Origin of the sequence: Kiloniella spongiae, from assembly GCF_001026905.1 — a bacterium.
In the GTDB taxonomy this organism is placed as follows: Bacteria; Pseudomonadota; Alphaproteobacteria; order Kiloniellales; family Kiloniellaceae; genus Kiloniella; species Kiloniella spongiae.
The window spans coordinates 611911-628040 of the sequence record NZ_LAQL01000002.1 but is presented as its reverse complement, the minus strand read 5'-3'; the positions used below and the strand labels follow the sequence as shown (position 1 = coordinate 628040).

Sequence of the window (16130 nt, the reverse complement as noted above, 5' to 3'; positions counted from 1 at the left end):
TTAGGCTCCTTCTTCAACCGGGTTAACCACCATATCTGGTTTTACCTTCTGGATGCCTTGGACAATAATGCGTTCTCCTTTGAGGAGGCCGTCTTTTACAACCCATTTCGTATCGACTTGCTCCCCCACTTGAACGCGACGGATTTCCACTTTGTTGCTACGACTAACAACCAGAGTAAAGTAACCTTGTTGATCTTTTTGAACTGACGCTTGAGGAACAACCAACTCACTTCGGGTTTTTTTGTCACGGACGATAACACTAACGAATTGTCCTGGAACTAATATATGTTTGGGATTGGGGAAAATTGCCCGGGTAATTATTGAGTTGGTGCTTTGATTAACTTGAGTGTTAATAAAGTCAAATCGGCCTTCACTCTCATAAGGTTTTCCATCTGAGAGAACCAAGGAAGGGATGACAGGAGTTTCGCTTGATAGGCCTTCGCGCCGAGCTTCCAGGATGAGTTTATCGCTCACAGGAACAGTAACATAAATTGGATCAAGGCTGGTGATTGTTGCAAGTGGTTCGCTGCTGGAATTGACCAAATTTCCAACACTATAGCGAGATAGGCTGATTTGACCATCTAGTGGGCTATGGATTTCGGTGTAGCTTAGATCAAGTTCAGCTCTGCGTAATGCTGCTTTTGCTTGCATCACAGTTGCTAGAGCAGAGGATTCACTGGCTTCTGAAGTGTCCAGGGACGCTTCGGAGACAACTTTCTTTTTGCGAAGATCTTTTTTTCGTTTTAGGTCCGATCTTGCATTTTTCAGGGTCGCGTTTGCCCCGGCAAGATCCGCTTTGGCTTGCTCGACGGCAATTTGATAAGGGGCTTTTTCCAAAACATAAAGCAAATCGCCTTGCTGGATATTTGCGCCTTCCTTAAAATGTCTTTCTTCGACGAAACCTTCAACACGTGCGCGCAAATCAACCGTATTGACGGCTTCAACACGACCCACAAAAGTTAGTTCTGGTGTAATATCCTGTGTCTGTACGGTGGTAACAATCACACTTGGAGGAGGAACGGAATTATCCTGTGCCGTGGCTAGCTGTGTACCAAATAAGATAGTTGAGGCGAAGATCAGTGCGGGTGTTTTTGTATAGGGAAACTTCATGGCTTGGTTCTCTTTTGATGTCCAGCAATAAGCGTCGGCAAGGAATGTGAGTTGTGATGCAAGAAGTATGATCTTTTAATTATTGTTCAATACTCTAGGGTATGTTTTCATCTTTTTATTCATAAAAATGCATTCAGGTCAGATATAACCTAGCATTAATGATAAAAAGATGTGAGAAAAAAGAACGGAAGCTTTGACTGGGGACTCCATATTTTCCCTATGTTTGAGCTTGCCAAAGGGGGGAAATGATACTATAACCCCCGCCATTGTCGGGTGGCATGTGCCAAAGGGTATGCCTAGTCACTCTGAAGAAGAACTTTATTTATAAGGAAAGAAAATGCCCAAACTTAAGACGAAATCTGGCGCGAAGAAACGCTTCCGCCTGACCGGAACCGGTAAAGTCGTTGCTGCTCAGGCAGGTAAACGTCACGGTATGCGCAAACGCTCACAAACAATGATTCGTAACGCTCGCGGTACGACAACACTTTGTGATTCTGATGCTCGTGTCATCAAACGTAATTTCCTCGTTAACGGTTAAGGTTAAGGTAGTAGCAAATGGCTCGTGTTAAACGGGGCGTGACAGCGCGTGCACGCCACAAAAAAATTGTTAAACTTGCTAAAGGCTTCCGCAGCCGTGGCAAAAACGTCTTCCGCGTTGCTGTACAGCGCCTTGAAAAAGGCTGGCAGTACGCATATCGCGATCGTCGTGTTAAGAAACGTACATTCCGTGGTCTGTGGATTCAACGTATCAACGCTGGTGCCCGCATGCATGGTATCACGTACTCTCAGTTCATGAATGGTGTGAAGAAAGCCGAAATCGGTCTTGACCGTAAAGTGCTTGCTGATCTGGCTGTTCGTGAGCCAGCTGCATTTGCTGCTGTTGTCGAAAAGGCAAAAGCAGCTCTGGCTTAACGCGCACTCGTTTTAGGCTTTATGACAGGGCAGCATCCGGTTTTCGGGTGCTGCCTGTTTGTCATTAAGGGCCTAAATTAATTTGTTAAAGAAAATGTATTCTATCTTTCGTATCACAGTCCTGCCTTAGCAGAATCCGCTGATTGAATTTACATAATCTGTTGCTTGTAATCGGAACGACGTCCCGTGGTCTCCTCTTTGAAGATCTTCACTTCTATTGCCCTTTGCTTGTCCCTGCTGTCTGGCTGTTTTGACGCTGGTGGTGCAACGAGTGCAAATTATTCCGATGATATAGACGCCGTGCGTGATTATGTTGCAGACGGACAGAGTAACGATGATTTAATCGGTGAGTTGGCGGGGCGTCATGGTAAAGTCACTTGGCTCGCGGGACCATGGGATGATAAACAGTCAGATCAACTGATACTGGTAAGTGCAAGTATTCGGAAAAAACTGGATAATGCTGACCGCGAATTAACACTTTTGTACCGCTATGATCGAACATCTCACGATGTGGTTTTGGACAAAGTCCTGCTTGATGGACAGGTTCAGAGTGTCGTGGGGGGGGCTGTTGCAATGCTGGCAATGAAATTAGAATAAACAAGATGACTGATTGAGGATACCCTCATGAACGGGAAGTATAATGGATAATCTGGAAGAACTTCGCAGTGATTTACTGCAAAGAGTCGAAGCCGCCACAGATCTGGATGCTTTGGATGCTGTGCGTGTTCAGGCACTGGGAAAAAAGGGTGAAATTACACAGCGCATGAAAACGTTGGGTAATTTGGCTCCTGAAGAGCGTAAAGAAGCCGGACAGGCATTTAATCTGATTAAGCAAGCCGTTGCCGAAGCAATTGAAATCCGCAAGGCTAGCCTGCATTCAGTTGCACTGGAAGCACGTCTTGCCGAAGAAAAAGTTGATGTGTCTCTGCCGCCAAGACCTACGACAATCGGTAAAATGCATCCCATAAGTCAGACTTTGGAAGAACTGGTGGCGATTTTTGGTGAAATGGGCTTTTCCGTGGCCGAAGGACATCATATCGAAGATGATTTCCATAATTTCACTGCGTTGAATATTCCGCCGGAACACCCTGCACGTCAGGAACTCGATACTTTCTATATGCCAGAGAGAGAAGATGGAACCCGATCCGTCTTGCGGACACATACTTCCCCTGTGCAAATTCGTGCAATGCAGAATACGACACCACCTATTCGGATTATCGCCCCTGGCCGGACATTCCGTGCCGATCACGATGCCACACACTCCCCGATGTTCCATCAGGTTGAAGGACTGGTTATCGATGAGAAAACCAACATGGGTCACCTTAAGGGCGTTCTCATTGAATTCTGTCGTGCCTTCTTTGGCGTGAAAGATCTGCCCTTACGCTTCCGTCCGAGTTATTTCCCGTTTACAGAGCCCTCTGCCGAAGTTGACATCGGGTGTTCCCGTTCTGGCGGGCAGCTGAAAATTGGTGCCGGCGAGGACTGGTTGGAAATTCTTGGCAGTGGCATGGTTCACCCCAAAGTGCTCGAGAATTGCGGTATTGATTCTTCCAAGTATCAGGGCTTTGCCTTTGGTATCGGGATTGAACGTCTTGCCATGCTCAAATACGGCATTCCTGATTTAAGAACCTTCTATGAAACTGATCTGCGCTGGATGAAACACTATGGCTTCTTGCCGATGGAAATGCCCAGCATGGTCCGTGGTCTGTAGAGAGGTTTGGGAAAATGAAATTTACACTTAACTGGTTGAAAGATCACCTCGACACAGACGCTTCTCTGGAAGCCATTGTTGAAAAACTTTCTCTCATTGGTCTCGAAGTTGAAGGTGTTGAAAATAAAGCCGACGAACTCAAGGCTTTTAAAACGGCAAAAGTTATTGAAGCTGTTCAACATCCTAATGCTGATCGCCTCAGAGTATGTCAGGTGCAGTCAGACGAGGGTATCAGTCAGGTTGTTTGCGGCGCGCCAAACGCCCGGACGGGAATGATCGGTGTGTTTGCACCTGTTGGGTCATACGTTCCCGGTATCGACCTCACGCTAAAGGCTGGAAATCTACGCGGCGAAGATTCCAACGGTATGTTGGTTTCCGAACGCGAAATGGGATTGTCTGATGAACATGATGGCATCATTGATCTTCCTGAAGATACCGAAGTTGGTGTGCCACTTGCTGAAATCCTCGGCCTTGACGATCCGATTATTGAAATTGCGATTACGCCGAACCGGGGCGATTGTCTTGGGGTGCGTGGTGTTGCGCGCGATCTTGCTGCCGCAGGTATGGGAACGCTTAAGCCTCTGAAGCTTGAAACAATTGAGGGCTCTTTTGAGAGTTCAATCAAATGGAAAGCTGATGCCGCTGTTGCCGATGATGTTCCCTATGTGGCTGGACGCTATTTTAAAAACCTGAAAAATGGTCCGAGCCCCAAATGGTTGCAAGAAAGGCTTCTTGCTATCGGGTTACGCCCGATTTCTGCTTTGGTTGATATTACCAACTACGTTTCGTTTGATCTTGGTCGACCACTGCATGTGTTTGATGCTGATAAGGTCAAAGGTGATCTGACCATGCGTTATGCCAAGAACGACGAAGAATTCCTGGCGCTGGATGAAGAAACATACAAGTTGTCTGAGACCATGGTTGTGATCAGCGATGATACCAGTGTTCAGGGTCTTGGTGGCGTTATGGGCGGTCTTAATTCCGGCTGTAGTGATGAAACCACAAATATGTTCCTGGAAGTAGCGTTGTTTGATCCGACATCAATTGCGATCACGGGTCGTAAATCCGGTATTCTCTCTGATGCACGATATCGTTTTGAACGTACCGTCGACAGCCAGTCAGCCGACTGGGGGGTAGATGTTGCAACACAGATGGTTCTCGATCTGTGTGGCGGTGAAGTCAGTAAGATTACATCCGCAGGATCAATTCCAGCAGAAAAACGTGTCATTGAGCTGCGTCCAAATCGTATCAAAGATCTATGCGGCGTTGCTGTTGAAAAAGACAATCAGATCGAAATTCTGTCTATTCTGGGTTTTGAGGTCGCCGAAAAAGATGATTTGATTTTGGCTACTGTTCCAAGCTGGCGCCCGGATGTTGAGCTTGAAGCCTGTCTTGTGGAAGAAATTCTGCGTATCCATGGGTATGAAAATATCCCGGAAACGCAAATGGAAATGCCAAGCTACCTGCCACAGGGTGTGCTGACTTTGGCACAACGTCGTGTGTCCAATACGCGAACAGCACTTTGCTGGCGTGGCCTTGACGAAGCTGTGACTTTCTCTTTTGTTTCTTATGCCCAGGCTGAACTCTTTGGTGGCGTTCCCGATAGTTTGCGTGTTGCCAATCCGATCTCTACCGATCTGGATACGATGCGCCCTTCTATTCTGCCGACATTACTTTCAGCTGCAGCGCGTAACACGGATCGTGGATTTGCTGATAATGCGCTTTTCGAGGTTGGCCCTCAGTATCAGGATGATACGGCCAAAGGACAAAAGCAGATGGCGACTGGTTTACGTTCCGGTAGCATTGCCGAACGTCATTGGGAAAACCCAAGCCGCCCTGTAGATCTCTTTGACGCCAAGGGTGATGCAATGGCGGCCTTGTCCGCAGCGGGTGCTCCGGTAGAAAACCTGCAGGTCTTCACATCGGCACCATCCTATTTCCACCCTGGCCGTTCCGGTGTTCTTGGTCTGGGGCCAAAGAATGTACTGGCTGCCTTTGGTGAACTCCATCCCCGTGTTCTAGAGGCGATGGATATCAAAGGCCCTGTTGTTGCTTTTGAAGTTTTCTTGGACAACATCCCGCAGCCAAAGATCAAAAAAGGCGAATCAGGTAAAATCAAGCCGGCGCTGGACCTTTCGCCGTTCCAGTCTGTTGACCGGGATTTTGCTTTCGTGGTCGATGATGGCGTTGAGGCAGGGAAACTTATCCGTGCTGTTAAAGGGGCGGATAAAAACCTGATTATAGATGTTGTTCTTTTCGACGTTTACAAAGGCAAAGGTGTTGAAGATGGGAAAAAGTCACTGGCTATTACAGTGACTTTACAACCCCGAGACAAAACCTTGACGGATGAAGAAATCGAAGCGGTTTCGCAGAAAGTTATTGCACAGGCCATGAAGGCAACGGGCGGTACGCTCCGGGGATAAATTTTTGTAAAATTGTTAAAATGAGAAGCTCGATAGAATTCTGTCGGGCTTTTCTTTTACCTGATTGCTTCTCATCATTCTAATCTCGATTATGTGAAATGCTAATTACTGATATCATCATAGATGTGTGTTATGATTATGTGCCGAACAAGGGGCGTAGCGTGCTTTCGGCACTTATTAATTCATTTGCAGAGAATTGATCTGGGGGCGTTATCTTAAGGAGGCGCTTATGTCTGAACACACCCCGGAAGAGGAAGAAATCCATCAAATGACTGTACGTGAAGCTGTTGGTGTTTTTCATAGTGCTGTGGATTTGGAGACCGCTGTCGATGAACTCCAGAATGCAGGTTTTGATCGATCTGAAATCAGCCTGTTAGCCAGCGAAGAAACGGTCACTGAAAAATTGGGCCATCGGTATGATTCTGTTACAGAACTGGAAGATGATGCCAATGTGCCACGAACGGCCTATGTTGAGCGTGATTCAATTGTTGAGGGAAAAACAACACTCATTGGTGGTTTGGCCTATATAGGTGCGATTGTGGCGGCAGCACCAATTGTAGCATCAGGCGGATCTCTGGCCGTTGCAACTATTGGCGCGGTGTTGGCTGGTGGATCGGCAGGTGTTTTTGGTTCTTTTGTCGCTGAATGGATTGGTCATAAATACGCAGAATCAATTGAGAGTCAGCTTCAACGCGGTGGCTTGTTGTTGTGGGTTACGCTTCGGGATCAGGAACAGGAGCAAAAGGCGTTGGCTATCCTGAACAAGCTGAAAGCAGATGACGTTCATTGTCATGATATCCTTGTAACTGATGATCCTGCGACAAATCCAGTGCAGGGGACGAGAATTGATCCCTTTTTACCCGGTGCTTCTATATAGGCGGGGATTATCTTACAGAAGTGAAATCAATAAACATCTCGCTACAGGTTGGCTAAGCTTTGAACCGAGATGAGCACATAACGAATGCTGGATCAACATTGTCATGTACCTTTTTTCCCCACGATAAAATTGTAGGGAAAAAATTGCTGATTTATGCTCATATAAAACACCTTTCCTATTGAAAAGTAACAATAAAATTTATGGCCTGATATTTGCTTCATAAATCCAAAGAGTTTTATGAGGTGGGAAAAGGTGAGCGTAAGTATGGATGTTGTTTCTCTCAGTACGGGTGTCGGCCATGGATTACCAAACGCTGTTGCCCCGGTACCGAGTGACGAACGCTTAACATCAGGTAATAAGGCTAAAAAAGAAGAAAGTCCCAGTTCGGCTGCCTATGAAATTACCTTATCTGACGAAGCAAAAGAACTCTTGGCGCGTATGGAAGGTTCTGTCCATCAGGTAGGGGACGTCCGTTTTGAAGATCTTTTACCAGCAGAACAAAACCGCATCCGAGATTTGGAAAGGCAACTAACCGAAATATTCGGAGAGCCTTCGCATAAAAAGCTAAGCACTGATGAAAAGGAGCAACTTACTGCTTTGCGCCGAAGAATGAGCGATGTTTTAGGGTTTGCACCAAAATCAGTTGACCCAATGCATCATAATCTTGTTCAGCGCCTGGAAGAAGAGGCGGGTCGTATGCTTGCTGATCCTCAGAAAATCATGACGGAGAATGAAGAACGACAATTGGCGGTGGTTTTTTCTCACCTTGAAAGTTTGCAGGGCGTTTCAGCTGTAAGCTATCAGGTTCCTACTGAATTGGCTGATCATATTGATGCTTTGCAGGGACAAGTTGACCAAATTTCAGGTGTTGCAGATATCAAAATGCCAAGTGCGAGCGACATGAAGCAGGCAACACAGATATTTCAGGACCTTGTGGGTATTTATGATGGCGCTTTCAAGCGTATGATGAAGGTAAATTAAATCAAAATTTCCAGATCAGACCAACGATCTTGCCACCGTTTTTTATCTTGCCGAACTTTGAATTCGAACAGTTTGTGTTCTTTAAAATAGGGACAGGGACGAATCCTCTTTTGATAGAGATCATCCAGCCCAAAGGGGTGTAAGAGATCTATGTTGCCCTCTGGTGTTAATCTGGCAGCTAGGGCGGTAACTGTTTCTGGCCAGTGCTGTAAGGCATCACGACAATCCAGATAGGGGCGGTCTCTATTGACCTGGTGCATTCGGGCCTGATTTTTTACAGACCAATTGCCAAATATTGCTTCTATCTTTGGGGCTACTGATCTCAGTTTTTCTTCATAGATTTGTTCTGTTCTCTGCCGTGTGTCCCGTGGGTCAAAATAGATGACATCAATGTCGCTTTTAAGCGGGGGAATTGTGAGATGATGCAAATGATCCCAAAAAGAGTTGCGTATTAACCCCGCCGCGATCCAACAGTCCGGGAGTTTTAAATCTCTGACGGTTTTCAGGCTATCCATAAGGAAGTCTGAAGAGTGTAAAAAATGTATAAGGCGCGCGCTGTCGGACACAGAATAACCCTCTGTTATTTTAAATCGTTGTTATCTCATTCAGAACAAATGTGCCGATTTCGAACTTTGAGATAACAGTCTGAATTCAGAGGTCCGTCAAGGTTGATTGCTGGTAATTTATGGGTCAGCTTTCACGTGATTGGGTTCGCCAGCGTTTGAGAGCATAGTTGATATGGTTGGCATCAAAGCGGTCTTCGGCCCAGTTATTGGCAAAGCTTGCGGTGTTACTCTCGGGTAATTCATTTGCGGAGAGTTCGTGGAACCTGATCCGGGTTGGGAAGTTCACACCTTCCCCGACCACAATTGCTTCTTGATTTCGAAGGGATGGAAGCGATTTCAAAAGACTGGATGATGACTGTGGCAGGGTGCGTTGCACAAACATCTGATCGCGCTCGTTACTCATCCGCAAAGAAAACATGGTATTGCATTGTGACAGGATGGTTTCGGAAAGTTCCGAAGGTCTCTGAGTGATTAATCCAAGTGAAACACCGTATTTTCGACCTTCTTTAGCGATTTGCTCAAGGGCCTTGCGTGTCGGGGCAAAGCCGGAATTTCGGTCGTAAGGTACGTAACGATGGGCTTCTTCGCAAACCACGAGAATGGGGATAGGGTCATGTCTGTGTCCCCAAACCGCTAGATCAAACATGGTCCGGCATAATAAGGATACCATCACATCCACAACTTCGGACGGAACACCTGACAAATCGAAAATTGAAACCGGTTTACCATCGTTTGGAATACGCATGAGCTGAGAGAGGATATAGCTCATGTTATCGCGCAGGGCGACGTTTCCGAACATAAAGGCGTAACGACGATCACTCCTAAGGTTTTCCAAACGATTTTTTAAGCGTTGAAATGGTGCAAGTTGTTCCGGTTTTCCCAACTGCCCCATCATTTCGTCAATGCGGTGAACAAGATCGGATAGTTTGTAGGGAACAGGAGTATCTACGGTTAGTGTATTGGCATCTTCCCCTTGTTCACCCCAATTCAATTTGGCTGTGAGGATCGCATCTTTAAGAATACCGGCTTCAATATTGCGGGCTGCAGGTTCTTTACTGCAGAAAATTTCAACAGATTCTTCAAAGTTCAAGAGCCAGTAGGGCAGTCGTAATGATTCGGGACTGAGAGATTCTGCCTTGTCCTTGAAGGCGGCTGAATATTCATTGTGCGGGTCAATAAGAATGATATGCCCGCAAGGGTGACTGTCGAGGATGGATTTCAGAATTACTGTGAGTGAGCAGGATTTACCGCTACCTGTTGTGCCGAGGATCGCAAAGTGCTTGCCGAGTAGGGCATCGGTCATGATGTAGGCGGGAAGCTTTTGTTCCTGAGACAGGGCACCGACCGTGAAGCAGGGTTTGTCAGGACGGGCGTAGATTTCCGCAAGCTCTTCGGTTTGAACGGGTTCGACCTCTGCGCCCAACACGGGAAAACGGGAAACGCCGCGTTGAAAACCGGGAAGCTCACCTTTGCCCGGATTGATCAATTTCTCACCCAGTAAGTCAATAGACATAACCTTGACGTCATCTGGACTTGGGGGATGAGAAGGCTTGGGAATTTCCATGTCACTGATCAAGCCAAAGGCGATGGCGGTTTCCGACTGGATTCTGATCATCTCTCCGATTGTGGGTAGATCTACATCTGGTGCAACAGAGGCCGATAAGCTGTCGCCGCTGATGGATGTGACATAACCGATGATGTTTGTGGACACGGGCAAGGTTCCCTCAAGAAAAACAAAACTATTTCAATATTAGCGCGGAAAAGTTTACAGGGGATTTAAGGGGCGGTATGGGGTCGAATAATCAAACTTTCCTCCCTTTGAGAGCCAGAATCTCCTTCGTAGGACAGAGTTCAGTCATTATTTTACTGCTGCAACCCCGCTATGATGTAGAGATAGATTGCGCATTGCGGCTTTAGGGCTTATCTTCCGCACGATTATTGATAGGCATGAAGTAATGGCTGACTTAAAACATATTCGAAACTTTTCAATTGTTGCGCACATCGACCACGGGAAATCGACCCTGGCGGATCGTCTGATTCAGCATTGTGGCGCGCTGAGTGATCGTGAAATGCAGGATCAGGTTCTGGATAACATGGAACTTGAGCGCGAGCGTGGCATTACCATTAAGGCCCAGACCGTGCGTCTGAACTACAAGGCCAAAGATGGTGAGGTCTATCAGCTCAATCTGATTGATACTCCGGGACATGTGGATTTCACCTATGAGGTCAGCAGATCGCTTGCGGCCTGTGAAGGATCTTTGTTGCTGGTGGATGCGTCGCAGGGGGTTGAGGCTCAGACGCTGGCGAATGTGTATCTGGCCATTGATAATGACCATGATATCATCCCTGTTCTGAACAAGATTGATCTGCCTGCGGCGGAACCTGACCGTGTGCGCGAACAGATCGAAGAAGTCATTGGCATTGATGCAACAGATGCGCTGACCGTTTCCGGAAAAACCGGCGAAGGTATCGAAGCAGTTCTGGATGCGATTGTTGAAAAGCTGCCAGCCCCAATCGGTGATCCTGATGACAAGCTGAAAGCTTTGCTGGTCGATAGTTGGTACGATAGCTATCTCGGCGTGATTACCTTGGTGCGCGTGGTTGATGGTGTCATCAAGCCGGGTATGAAGATCCGCATGATGGGAACAGGAACCACGCACCTTGTGGATGCTGTTGGCGCCTTTTCACCAAAACTGACCAAGTTAAAAGAGCTTCGTGCGGGTGAGATTGGTTATATCACCGCAGGTATCAAACAGATTACGGATACCAAGGTTGGGGATACGATCACAGACGAAAAGAACCTTGCTGTTGAACCCTTGGCGGGCTTTAAGCCTTCTGTCCCTGTGGTGTTCTGCGGTCTTTTCCCGATTGATGCCAATGACTACGAAATGCTGCGTGATAGCCTAGGTAAGTTGGCCCTGAATGATGCGTCTTTCCATTTCGAGCCAGAATCCTCTGCGGCGCTTGGTTTTGGTTTCCGCTGTGGTTTCCTCGGACTTCTCCACCTTGAGATTATTCAGGAACGCCTGGAACGCGAATTTAACCTCGACCTGATTACAACGGCGCCGAGTGTGGTTTACAAAATCCACATGACAGACGGGTCGTTGATGGAACTGCACAACCCGGCTGATTTCCCGGATGTGGTCAAGATCGATCATATTGAAGAACCGTGGATCAAAGCAAACATCCTGGTGCCGGATGACTATCTGGGACAGGTCTTGAAGCTGTGTGAAGATCGCCGTGGTATTCAGCAGGAACTGACCTATGTGGGCAGTCGTGCCATGATTGTTTACAAGCTGCCATTGAACGAAGTGGTATTCGATTTTTATGATCGCTTGAAATCCATTTCCCGTGGCTATGCCAGCTTTGATTATTCCATTGAAGGCTACGAAGAAAACGAACTGGTGAAGGTTTCCATTCTTGTGAACTCAGAACCTGTGGATTCTCTGTCGATCATCGTACACCGTTCTCAGGCAGAACCACGTGGACGTATCCTTTGTGAGCGCCTGAAAAGTCTTATCCCGCGCCAGTTATTCAAGATTGCTGTTCAGGCAGCAATTGGCGGCAAGATCGTTGCGCGTGAGACAATTTCAGCCATGCGTAAAGATGTGACTGCCAAATGTTACGGTGGCGATGTTTCGCGTAAGCGTAAGCTTCTGGAAAAACAAAAAGCGGGTAAAAAACGTATGCGTCAGGTCGGGAATGTTGAAATCCCACAGACGGCCTTCCTTGCGGCCCTTAAGATGGGTGACGATTAAGCTCTAAGGCTTTCGCTTTAACAGGCTAAGTAAAAAAAGCTCCGAACGATTTCTTCCTGCTTTAGGGATTTTATCGTTAGGAGCTTTTTTGTGCGGTATTTTTTAACGACGTCTTCTTCTGCTACTTTTAAACAGGTAGCCGGGTATTAAAAAAATCGCGGCGGCAACAAGGCCAAAAACAAGAGTCGGTACAAAGAGCAAGGGCGAGAACACATCATCCCATAGCCATAATCCGATGTAGCGTTCAGTGATGGCTTGCAACAGATTGAGCGAGCCGGGGTGCACTGCAAACCAGTTTTCCCCTAATAAAGAAAGTTGAAAGCTGTCTTGTTCCATCAACTGGAAGAGATTAAAGGCGAGTGACGCAATCGCGATTGCCAGAAAAAACCAGCCGATTATCCGCAAGACTAATGTCATACTTTTCAATTCCAATAAAATTTCAGCTCAAATTATGCTGATATTAATAACAGCATATAGCCTAACAGTATAATGATGAGTAAAGAAATTTTGTCTGTCAAAATCAAGACTTAACGGCTTTGGCGTGACTTCAATAATTGGTGTGCCCATCTGGTGCAAAAAATGGTTGCATCCTCTGCCCATACCCATTAAGTTCCGCCTCGCACCCAAGGGTGCCCTATAATGCTGGAGAGGTGGCCGAGTGGCTGAAGGCGCACGCCTGGAAAGTGTGTATACGTTAACGCGTATCGAGGGTTCGAATCCCTCTCTCTCCGCCATTATAATTTTAAGAGTTAACAGAGCGCCTTTTTGGCGCTTTTTTATTGTCTAAATTATCTTTGAATTTTCATGTTCTTTTTTGCGAGGGGTTATGGGTGCGTTTTCAAGCTTTCATTTCTTGATTATATTAGTGGTCTTTATTGTAATATTCGGAGTTCCAATTACAGCAATTCTGAGAGAAAACAGTGACAAAATTATAAAAAGAAGAGATTTTTTATACTGGGCAGTTGGCTATTTAAGTGTTCCTTTTTTTATTTCTTATATTGGAGAGTTCTTGAATATTGGGGATATCACAGATGCTGTAAGTTTGCTGTTCATTCTAGTTGGTTCTTACCCTTTTTATCAGCGTATAGTCCGTAGAGCGCGAGATGTTGGGATGAGTAAAAGAATAGCGTTTGTTTCTATGATCCCGATTGTATTTTTTGTTTGTATAGCAATTCTTGTGATTAAGCCCTCCAAAGAAGTTCTTTATGAAGAAGTGTTTGACTAAACGAGGTGGCTAGAAAAACCGCTAGCCCCCCCGTCCCATAGAATAGAACTCGTCATTCGGGCGCATGGAGGTGAAATTGGCCATGCGGTTGCTTAGGCCGAAGAGGGCGGTTATGGCGGCGATGTCCCAGATATCTTCATCCGTGAAGCCGTGGGCTTGAAGCTTTTCAAAATCTTCGTCGTTTGTTGCCTGGGCATTGTTCGAGACCTTGAGGGCAAAGTCCAGCATTGCCATTTCTCTTGGGGAGATATCTGCCTTGCGATAGTTGGTCGCGATTTGGTCGGCAATAAGGGAATTCTTGGCCCGAATACGCAGAACCGCGCCATGGGCGACGACACAGTACTGACACGCGTTGTCGCTGGAGGTCGCAACGATGATCATTTCCCGATCTGCCTGGCTCAGGTTGCTTTCTTTATTCATCACGGCATCATGATAGGCAAAGAAGGCGCGGAATTCCTCTGGTCGATGAGCAAGCACCAGAAACACGTTGGGAATAAAGCCTGCTTTTTCCTGAACGGCTAAAATCTTCTCTTTGATATCATCTGGAAGCGTGTTCAATTCTGGCACGGGGTAGCGGCTAATCGGGTGAGAAGACATTCATCTGTTTCCTTATTGAAGTGTGCATTCGAGCAGATAAGAGAGATTTGAGAGTGAAGAGGGTCGTGCTGTTGGTATCAGCTAAAAAAGCCCGACATGAATGCCGGGCTTTCGTAACTTTAGCTAGGCCTCAGTCTTAATCTCTGAAGTTTTCGAACTGTAGGGGCTGTTCGATGTTCAGTTCTTTAAGCATGGCGATGGCGCCCTGAAGGTCGTCGCGTTTTTTGCCGGTTATGCGGACTTCATCACCTTGAACGGCGGCTTGTACCTTTAGCTTGGATTGTTTCACGGCAGTGGTGATCTTTTTGGCCAGTTCACGGTCGATACCCTGTTTCAGGGTGACTTGCTGGCGGACCATGTTGCCGGATGCAGCTTCTTCCTTGCCGAAGTCCAGTGCGGCGGCATCAATCCCTCGGCGAGTGACGTGACCTTTCAGGAGTTCCTGCATCTGGGTCAATTTCAAATCGTCATCGGCCAGAATGGTGATGATCTCGCCCTCAATGGTGATTTCACAGCTAGAGCCTTTGAAATCGTAGCGCTGGGTAACTTCCCGACGCACACCATCAAGCGCGTTGTTGACTTCTGGCATATCGGTTTTTGAGACGATATCAAATGATGGCATCGTGAATTATTCCTTATGTATTGTGTGGTCTCTATCTATTGAGACCAGTCGTTATTGCGTATTCTTAGCTATTTCCAACAATCGAAACAAAACCCCCGCACCGTCGGTATGCTGTGACTGCCTAAGCAGAATAACCGAACTGTACGGGGGTTAAAATATAAAAGTCGTCACCTATTACAGCATGAGTCGTTTGCTAGAGAACGGTCCGAACTGATGAGAGGAAACTGGTTACTTCGGTGTTGAGGATTTCACCCTGCTTAGCAAGCTCGGCAGAGGCAATCAAGACATCTTGTGATGCATTGCCAGTTTCAACAGAACCCTGCGTTACTTTCTGGATGTTGGTGGTAACTTCTGTCGTCCCGGCAGATGCTTCGTCCACGTTGCGGGCAATTTCACGCGTTGCGGCCCCCTGTTCTTCGATGGCCGCTGAAATGGCCGTGAAACTTTTGTTGATCTGCTCAATAACCGACTTGATTTTATCAACGGCTGCGACGGCATTGTTGGTCGCATCCTGCACGCCTGAAATCTGATGAGCAATCTCTTCCGTTGCCTTGGCTGATTGATTGGCCAGGTTCTTAACTTCTGAAGCGACCACAGCAAAACCTTTTCCAGCTTCGCCCGCACGTGCTGCCTCGATGGTCGCGTTGAGAGCAAGCAGATTGGTTTGCTCTGCAATATCTTTGATCAGATGCATGACCTCGCCAATTTTTTGCGATGAATCCGACAGTGTTGAAATCATCGTGGCGGTTGCCTGTGCCTCTTTCACCGCCTCAATAGACACGCTAGAAGATTGCAGAACTTGTTGGTTGATTTCATTGATCGCACCGGAAAGTTGATCTGCTGCGGAAGCAACGGTCTGGACGTTAACCGAAGCTTCTTCTGCAGCAGCGGCAACCACAGTGGCCTGTTCACTGGTTTGGTTGGCTGTGCCTGTCATCGTTTCGGATGTGGCATTAAGTTCTGTTGATGCAGAGGAGACCGTTGATACAATTGATCCCATAGAGTTTTGGAATTGATCAATAATATCAGAGAAGGTCGTAACCCTGTTCTCCATTGAATCCATGGCTTGGTTTATGGTTTTACTGGCGACGCCAAAGGATCCGACCATGCCCTTTTCGGCAATACGGCGATAGTATTTATTTTGACTGATATATTCCAGCGAAGCTGTTGATTCGCGCATGAAGGCATCTGTACGATCAATCATAAGATTAATCGCATTCATAACCTCAGCGGTTTTGCCCTTGGCCTTGATGTTTGTAATCCGAGCCTCGAAATCACCGTTGGAAACAGCAATGCATACATCCAGTATTTGCTGTAGCTCTTTATCTGAACACTTCCCAAACATACC

Annotated in this window: 16 protein-coding genes and 1 tRNA gene; 10 read left to right on the top strand and 7 right to left on the bottom strand. The window is 46.8% G+C overall.

The window, feature by feature from the left end; genetic code table 11:
* Window positions 1–1110, bottom strand: coding sequence for an efflux RND transporter periplasmic adaptor subunit (locus WH96_RS02960; RefSeq protein WP_053005604.1), 1110 nt, complete (start codon window positions 1108–1110; stop codon window positions 1–3).
* A 337-nt stretch (window positions 1111–1447) separates the two neighbouring features.
* Between WH96_RS02960 and rpmI the strand changes: the two genes are divergently transcribed.
* The 7 genes from rpmI (at window position 1448) to WH96_RS02925 (ending at window position 8014) form a co-directional block, all read left to right on the top strand.
* Window positions 1448–1648 carry a 50S ribosomal protein L35 gene (gene rpmI, locus WH96_RS02955; RefSeq protein ID WP_047762593.1) on the top strand — a complete coding sequence of 67 codons (201 nt, stop codon included), beginning with the start codon at window positions 1448–1450 and terminating at the stop codon, window positions 1646–1648.
* Window positions 1649–1665: 17 nt separating this feature from the next.
* Window positions 1666–2022 (top strand): 50S ribosomal protein L20, encoded by a 357-nt coding sequence (gene rplT / locus WH96_RS02950; protein WP_046504215.1) that lies wholly within the window; start codon window positions 1666–1668, stop codon window positions 2020–2022.
* Between the two features lie 198 nt (window positions 2023–2220).
* Window positions 2221–2619, top strand: coding sequence for a hypothetical protein (locus WH96_RS02945; RefSeq protein WP_156176672.1), 399 nt, complete (start codon window positions 2221–2223; stop codon window positions 2617–2619).
* A 43-nt stretch (window positions 2620–2662) separates the two neighbouring features.
* The gene (gene pheS / locus WH96_RS02940) at window positions 2663–3733 is read left to right on the top strand and encodes a phenylalanine--tRNA ligase subunit alpha (RefSeq protein ID WP_047762591.1); all 1071 of its coding nucleotides are present in this window, start codon (window positions 2663–2665) and stop codon (window positions 3731–3733) included.
* 14 nt (window positions 3734–3747) lie between these two features.
* Window positions 3748–6156, top strand: coding sequence for a phenylalanine--tRNA ligase subunit beta (gene pheT, locus WH96_RS02935; protein WP_047762590.1), 2409 nt, complete (start codon window positions 3748–3750; stop codon window positions 6154–6156).
* Window positions 6157–6385: 229 nt separating this feature from the next.
* The gene (locus tag WH96_RS02930) at window positions 6386–7033 is read left to right on the top strand and encodes a hypothetical protein (protein ID WP_053005601.1); all 648 of its coding nucleotides are present in this window, start codon (window positions 6386–6388) and stop codon (window positions 7031–7033) included.
* Window positions 7034–7285: 252 nt separating this feature from the next.
* Window positions 7286–8014, top strand: a complete 729-nt coding sequence (locus tag WH96_RS02925; RefSeq protein WP_156176671.1) for a hypothetical protein — start codon at window positions 7286–7288, stop codon at window positions 8012–8014.
* Here WH96_RS02925 and WH96_RS02920 read toward each other — a convergent pair.
* Both WH96_RS02920 and WH96_RS02915 read right to left on the bottom strand, forming a co-directional pair.
* Window positions 8011–8580 carry a nucleotidyltransferase family protein gene (locus WH96_RS02920; RefSeq protein WP_053005599.1) on the bottom strand — a complete coding sequence of 190 codons (570 nt, stop codon included), beginning with the start codon at window positions 8578–8580 and terminating at the stop codon, window positions 8011–8013. The two genes, WH96_RS02925 and WH96_RS02920, sit on opposite strands and share 4 nt — an antisense overlap.
* A 124-nt stretch (window positions 8581–8704) precedes the next feature.
* Window positions 8705–10291: an ATP-binding protein gene (locus WH96_RS02915; RefSeq protein WP_047762588.1), complete on the bottom strand. Its 1587-nt coding sequence runs from the start codon at window positions 10289–10291 to the stop codon at window positions 8705–8707.
* 244 nt (window positions 10292–10535) lie between these two features.
* Between WH96_RS02915 and lepA the strand changes: the two genes are divergently transcribed.
* Window positions 10536–12338, top strand: coding sequence for a translation elongation factor 4 (lepA, locus tag WH96_RS02910; protein WP_047762587.1), 1803 nt, complete (start codon window positions 10536–10538; stop codon window positions 12336–12338).
* A gap of 102 nt (window positions 12339–12440) precedes the next feature.
* On the opposite strand, the gene WH96_RS02905 is transcribed toward lepA, so the two are convergent.
* Window positions 12441–12755, bottom strand: a complete 315-nt coding sequence (locus WH96_RS02905; protein ID WP_047762586.1) for a hypothetical protein — start codon at window positions 12753–12755, stop codon at window positions 12441–12443.
* Between the two features lie 227 nt (window positions 12756–12982).
* Here WH96_RS02905 and WH96_RS02900 point away from each other — a divergent pair.
* Both WH96_RS02900 and WH96_RS02895 read left to right on the top strand, forming a co-directional pair.
* Window positions 12983–13072: transfer RNA gene (locus tag WH96_RS02900), tRNA-Ser, on the top strand.
* 92 nt (window positions 13073–13164) lie between these two features.
* Window positions 13165–13563, top strand: coding sequence for a DUF805 domain-containing protein (locus tag WH96_RS02895; protein WP_047762585.1), 399 nt, complete (start codon window positions 13165–13167; stop codon window positions 13561–13563).
* Between the two features lie 21 nt (window positions 13564–13584).
* Here WH96_RS02895 and WH96_RS02890 read toward each other — a convergent pair whose 3' ends face one another.
* The 3 genes from WH96_RS02890 to WH96_RS02880 all read right to left on the bottom strand — a co-directional run bounded on the left by WH96_RS02890 (window position 13585) and on the right by WH96_RS02880 (window position 16127).
* Window positions 13585–14160: a peroxidase-related enzyme gene (locus WH96_RS02890; RefSeq protein WP_047762584.1), complete on the bottom strand. Its 576-nt coding sequence runs from the start codon at window positions 14158–14160 to the stop codon at window positions 13585–13587.
* A 136-nt stretch (window positions 14161–14296) separates the two neighbouring features.
* Entirely contained in the window at window positions 14297–14782 is a 486-nt protein-coding gene (locus tag WH96_RS02885) for a YajQ family cyclic di-GMP-binding protein (RefSeq protein WP_047762583.1), read from the bottom strand.
* A 193-nt stretch (window positions 14783–14975) separates the two neighbouring features.
* On the bottom strand, window positions 14976–16127 hold the full coding sequence (locus tag WH96_RS02880; RefSeq protein ID WP_047762582.1) for a methyl-accepting chemotaxis protein: 1152 nt from the start codon (window positions 16125–16127) through the stop codon (window positions 14976–14978).
* Window positions 16128–16130 lie beyond the last annotated feature (3 nt).

Coding starts and splice junctions, on each gene's coding strand:
- rpmI (WP_047762593.1), top strand. CDS start 1,448: ATGCCCAAACTTAAGACGAAATCTGGCGCGAAGAAACGCTTCCGCCTG.
- WH96_RS02930 (WP_053005601.1), top strand. CDS start 6,386: ATGTCTGAACACACCCCGGAAGAGGAAGAAATCCATCAAATGACTGTA.
- WH96_RS02890 (WP_047762584.1), bottom strand. CDS start 14,160: ATGTCTTCTCACCCGATTAGCCGCTACCCCGTGCCAGAATTGAACACG.
- WH96_RS02885 (WP_047762583.1), bottom strand. CDS start 14,782: ATGCCATCATTTGATATCGTCTCAAAAACCGATATGCCAGAAGTCAAC.
- WH96_RS02960 (WP_053005604.1), bottom strand. CDS start 1,110: ATGAAGTTTCCCTATACAAAAACACCCGCACTGATCTTCGCCTCAACT.
- WH96_RS02895 (WP_047762585.1), top strand. CDS start 13,165: ATGGGTGCGTTTTCAAGCTTTCATTTCTTGATTATATTAGTGGTCTTT.
- pheS (WP_047762591.1), top strand. CDS start 2,663: ATGGATAATCTGGAAGAACTTCGCAGTGATTTACTGCAAAGAGTCGAA.
- lepA (WP_047762587.1), top strand. CDS start 10,536: ATGGCTGACTTAAAACATATTCGAAACTTTTCAATTGTTGCGCACATC.
- pheT (WP_047762590.1), top strand. CDS start 3,748: ATGAAATTTACACTTAACTGGTTGAAAGATCACCTCGACACAGACGCT.
- WH96_RS02880 (WP_047762582.1), bottom strand. CDS start 16,127: ATGTTTGGGAAGTGTTCAGATAAAGAGCTACAGCAAATACTGGATGTA.
- WH96_RS02905 (WP_047762586.1), bottom strand. CDS start 12,755: ATGACATTAGTCTTGCGGATAATCGGCTGGTTTTTTCTGGCAATCGCG.
- rplT (WP_046504215.1), top strand. CDS start 1,666: ATGGCTCGTGTTAAACGGGGCGTGACAGCGCGTGCACGCCACAAAAAA.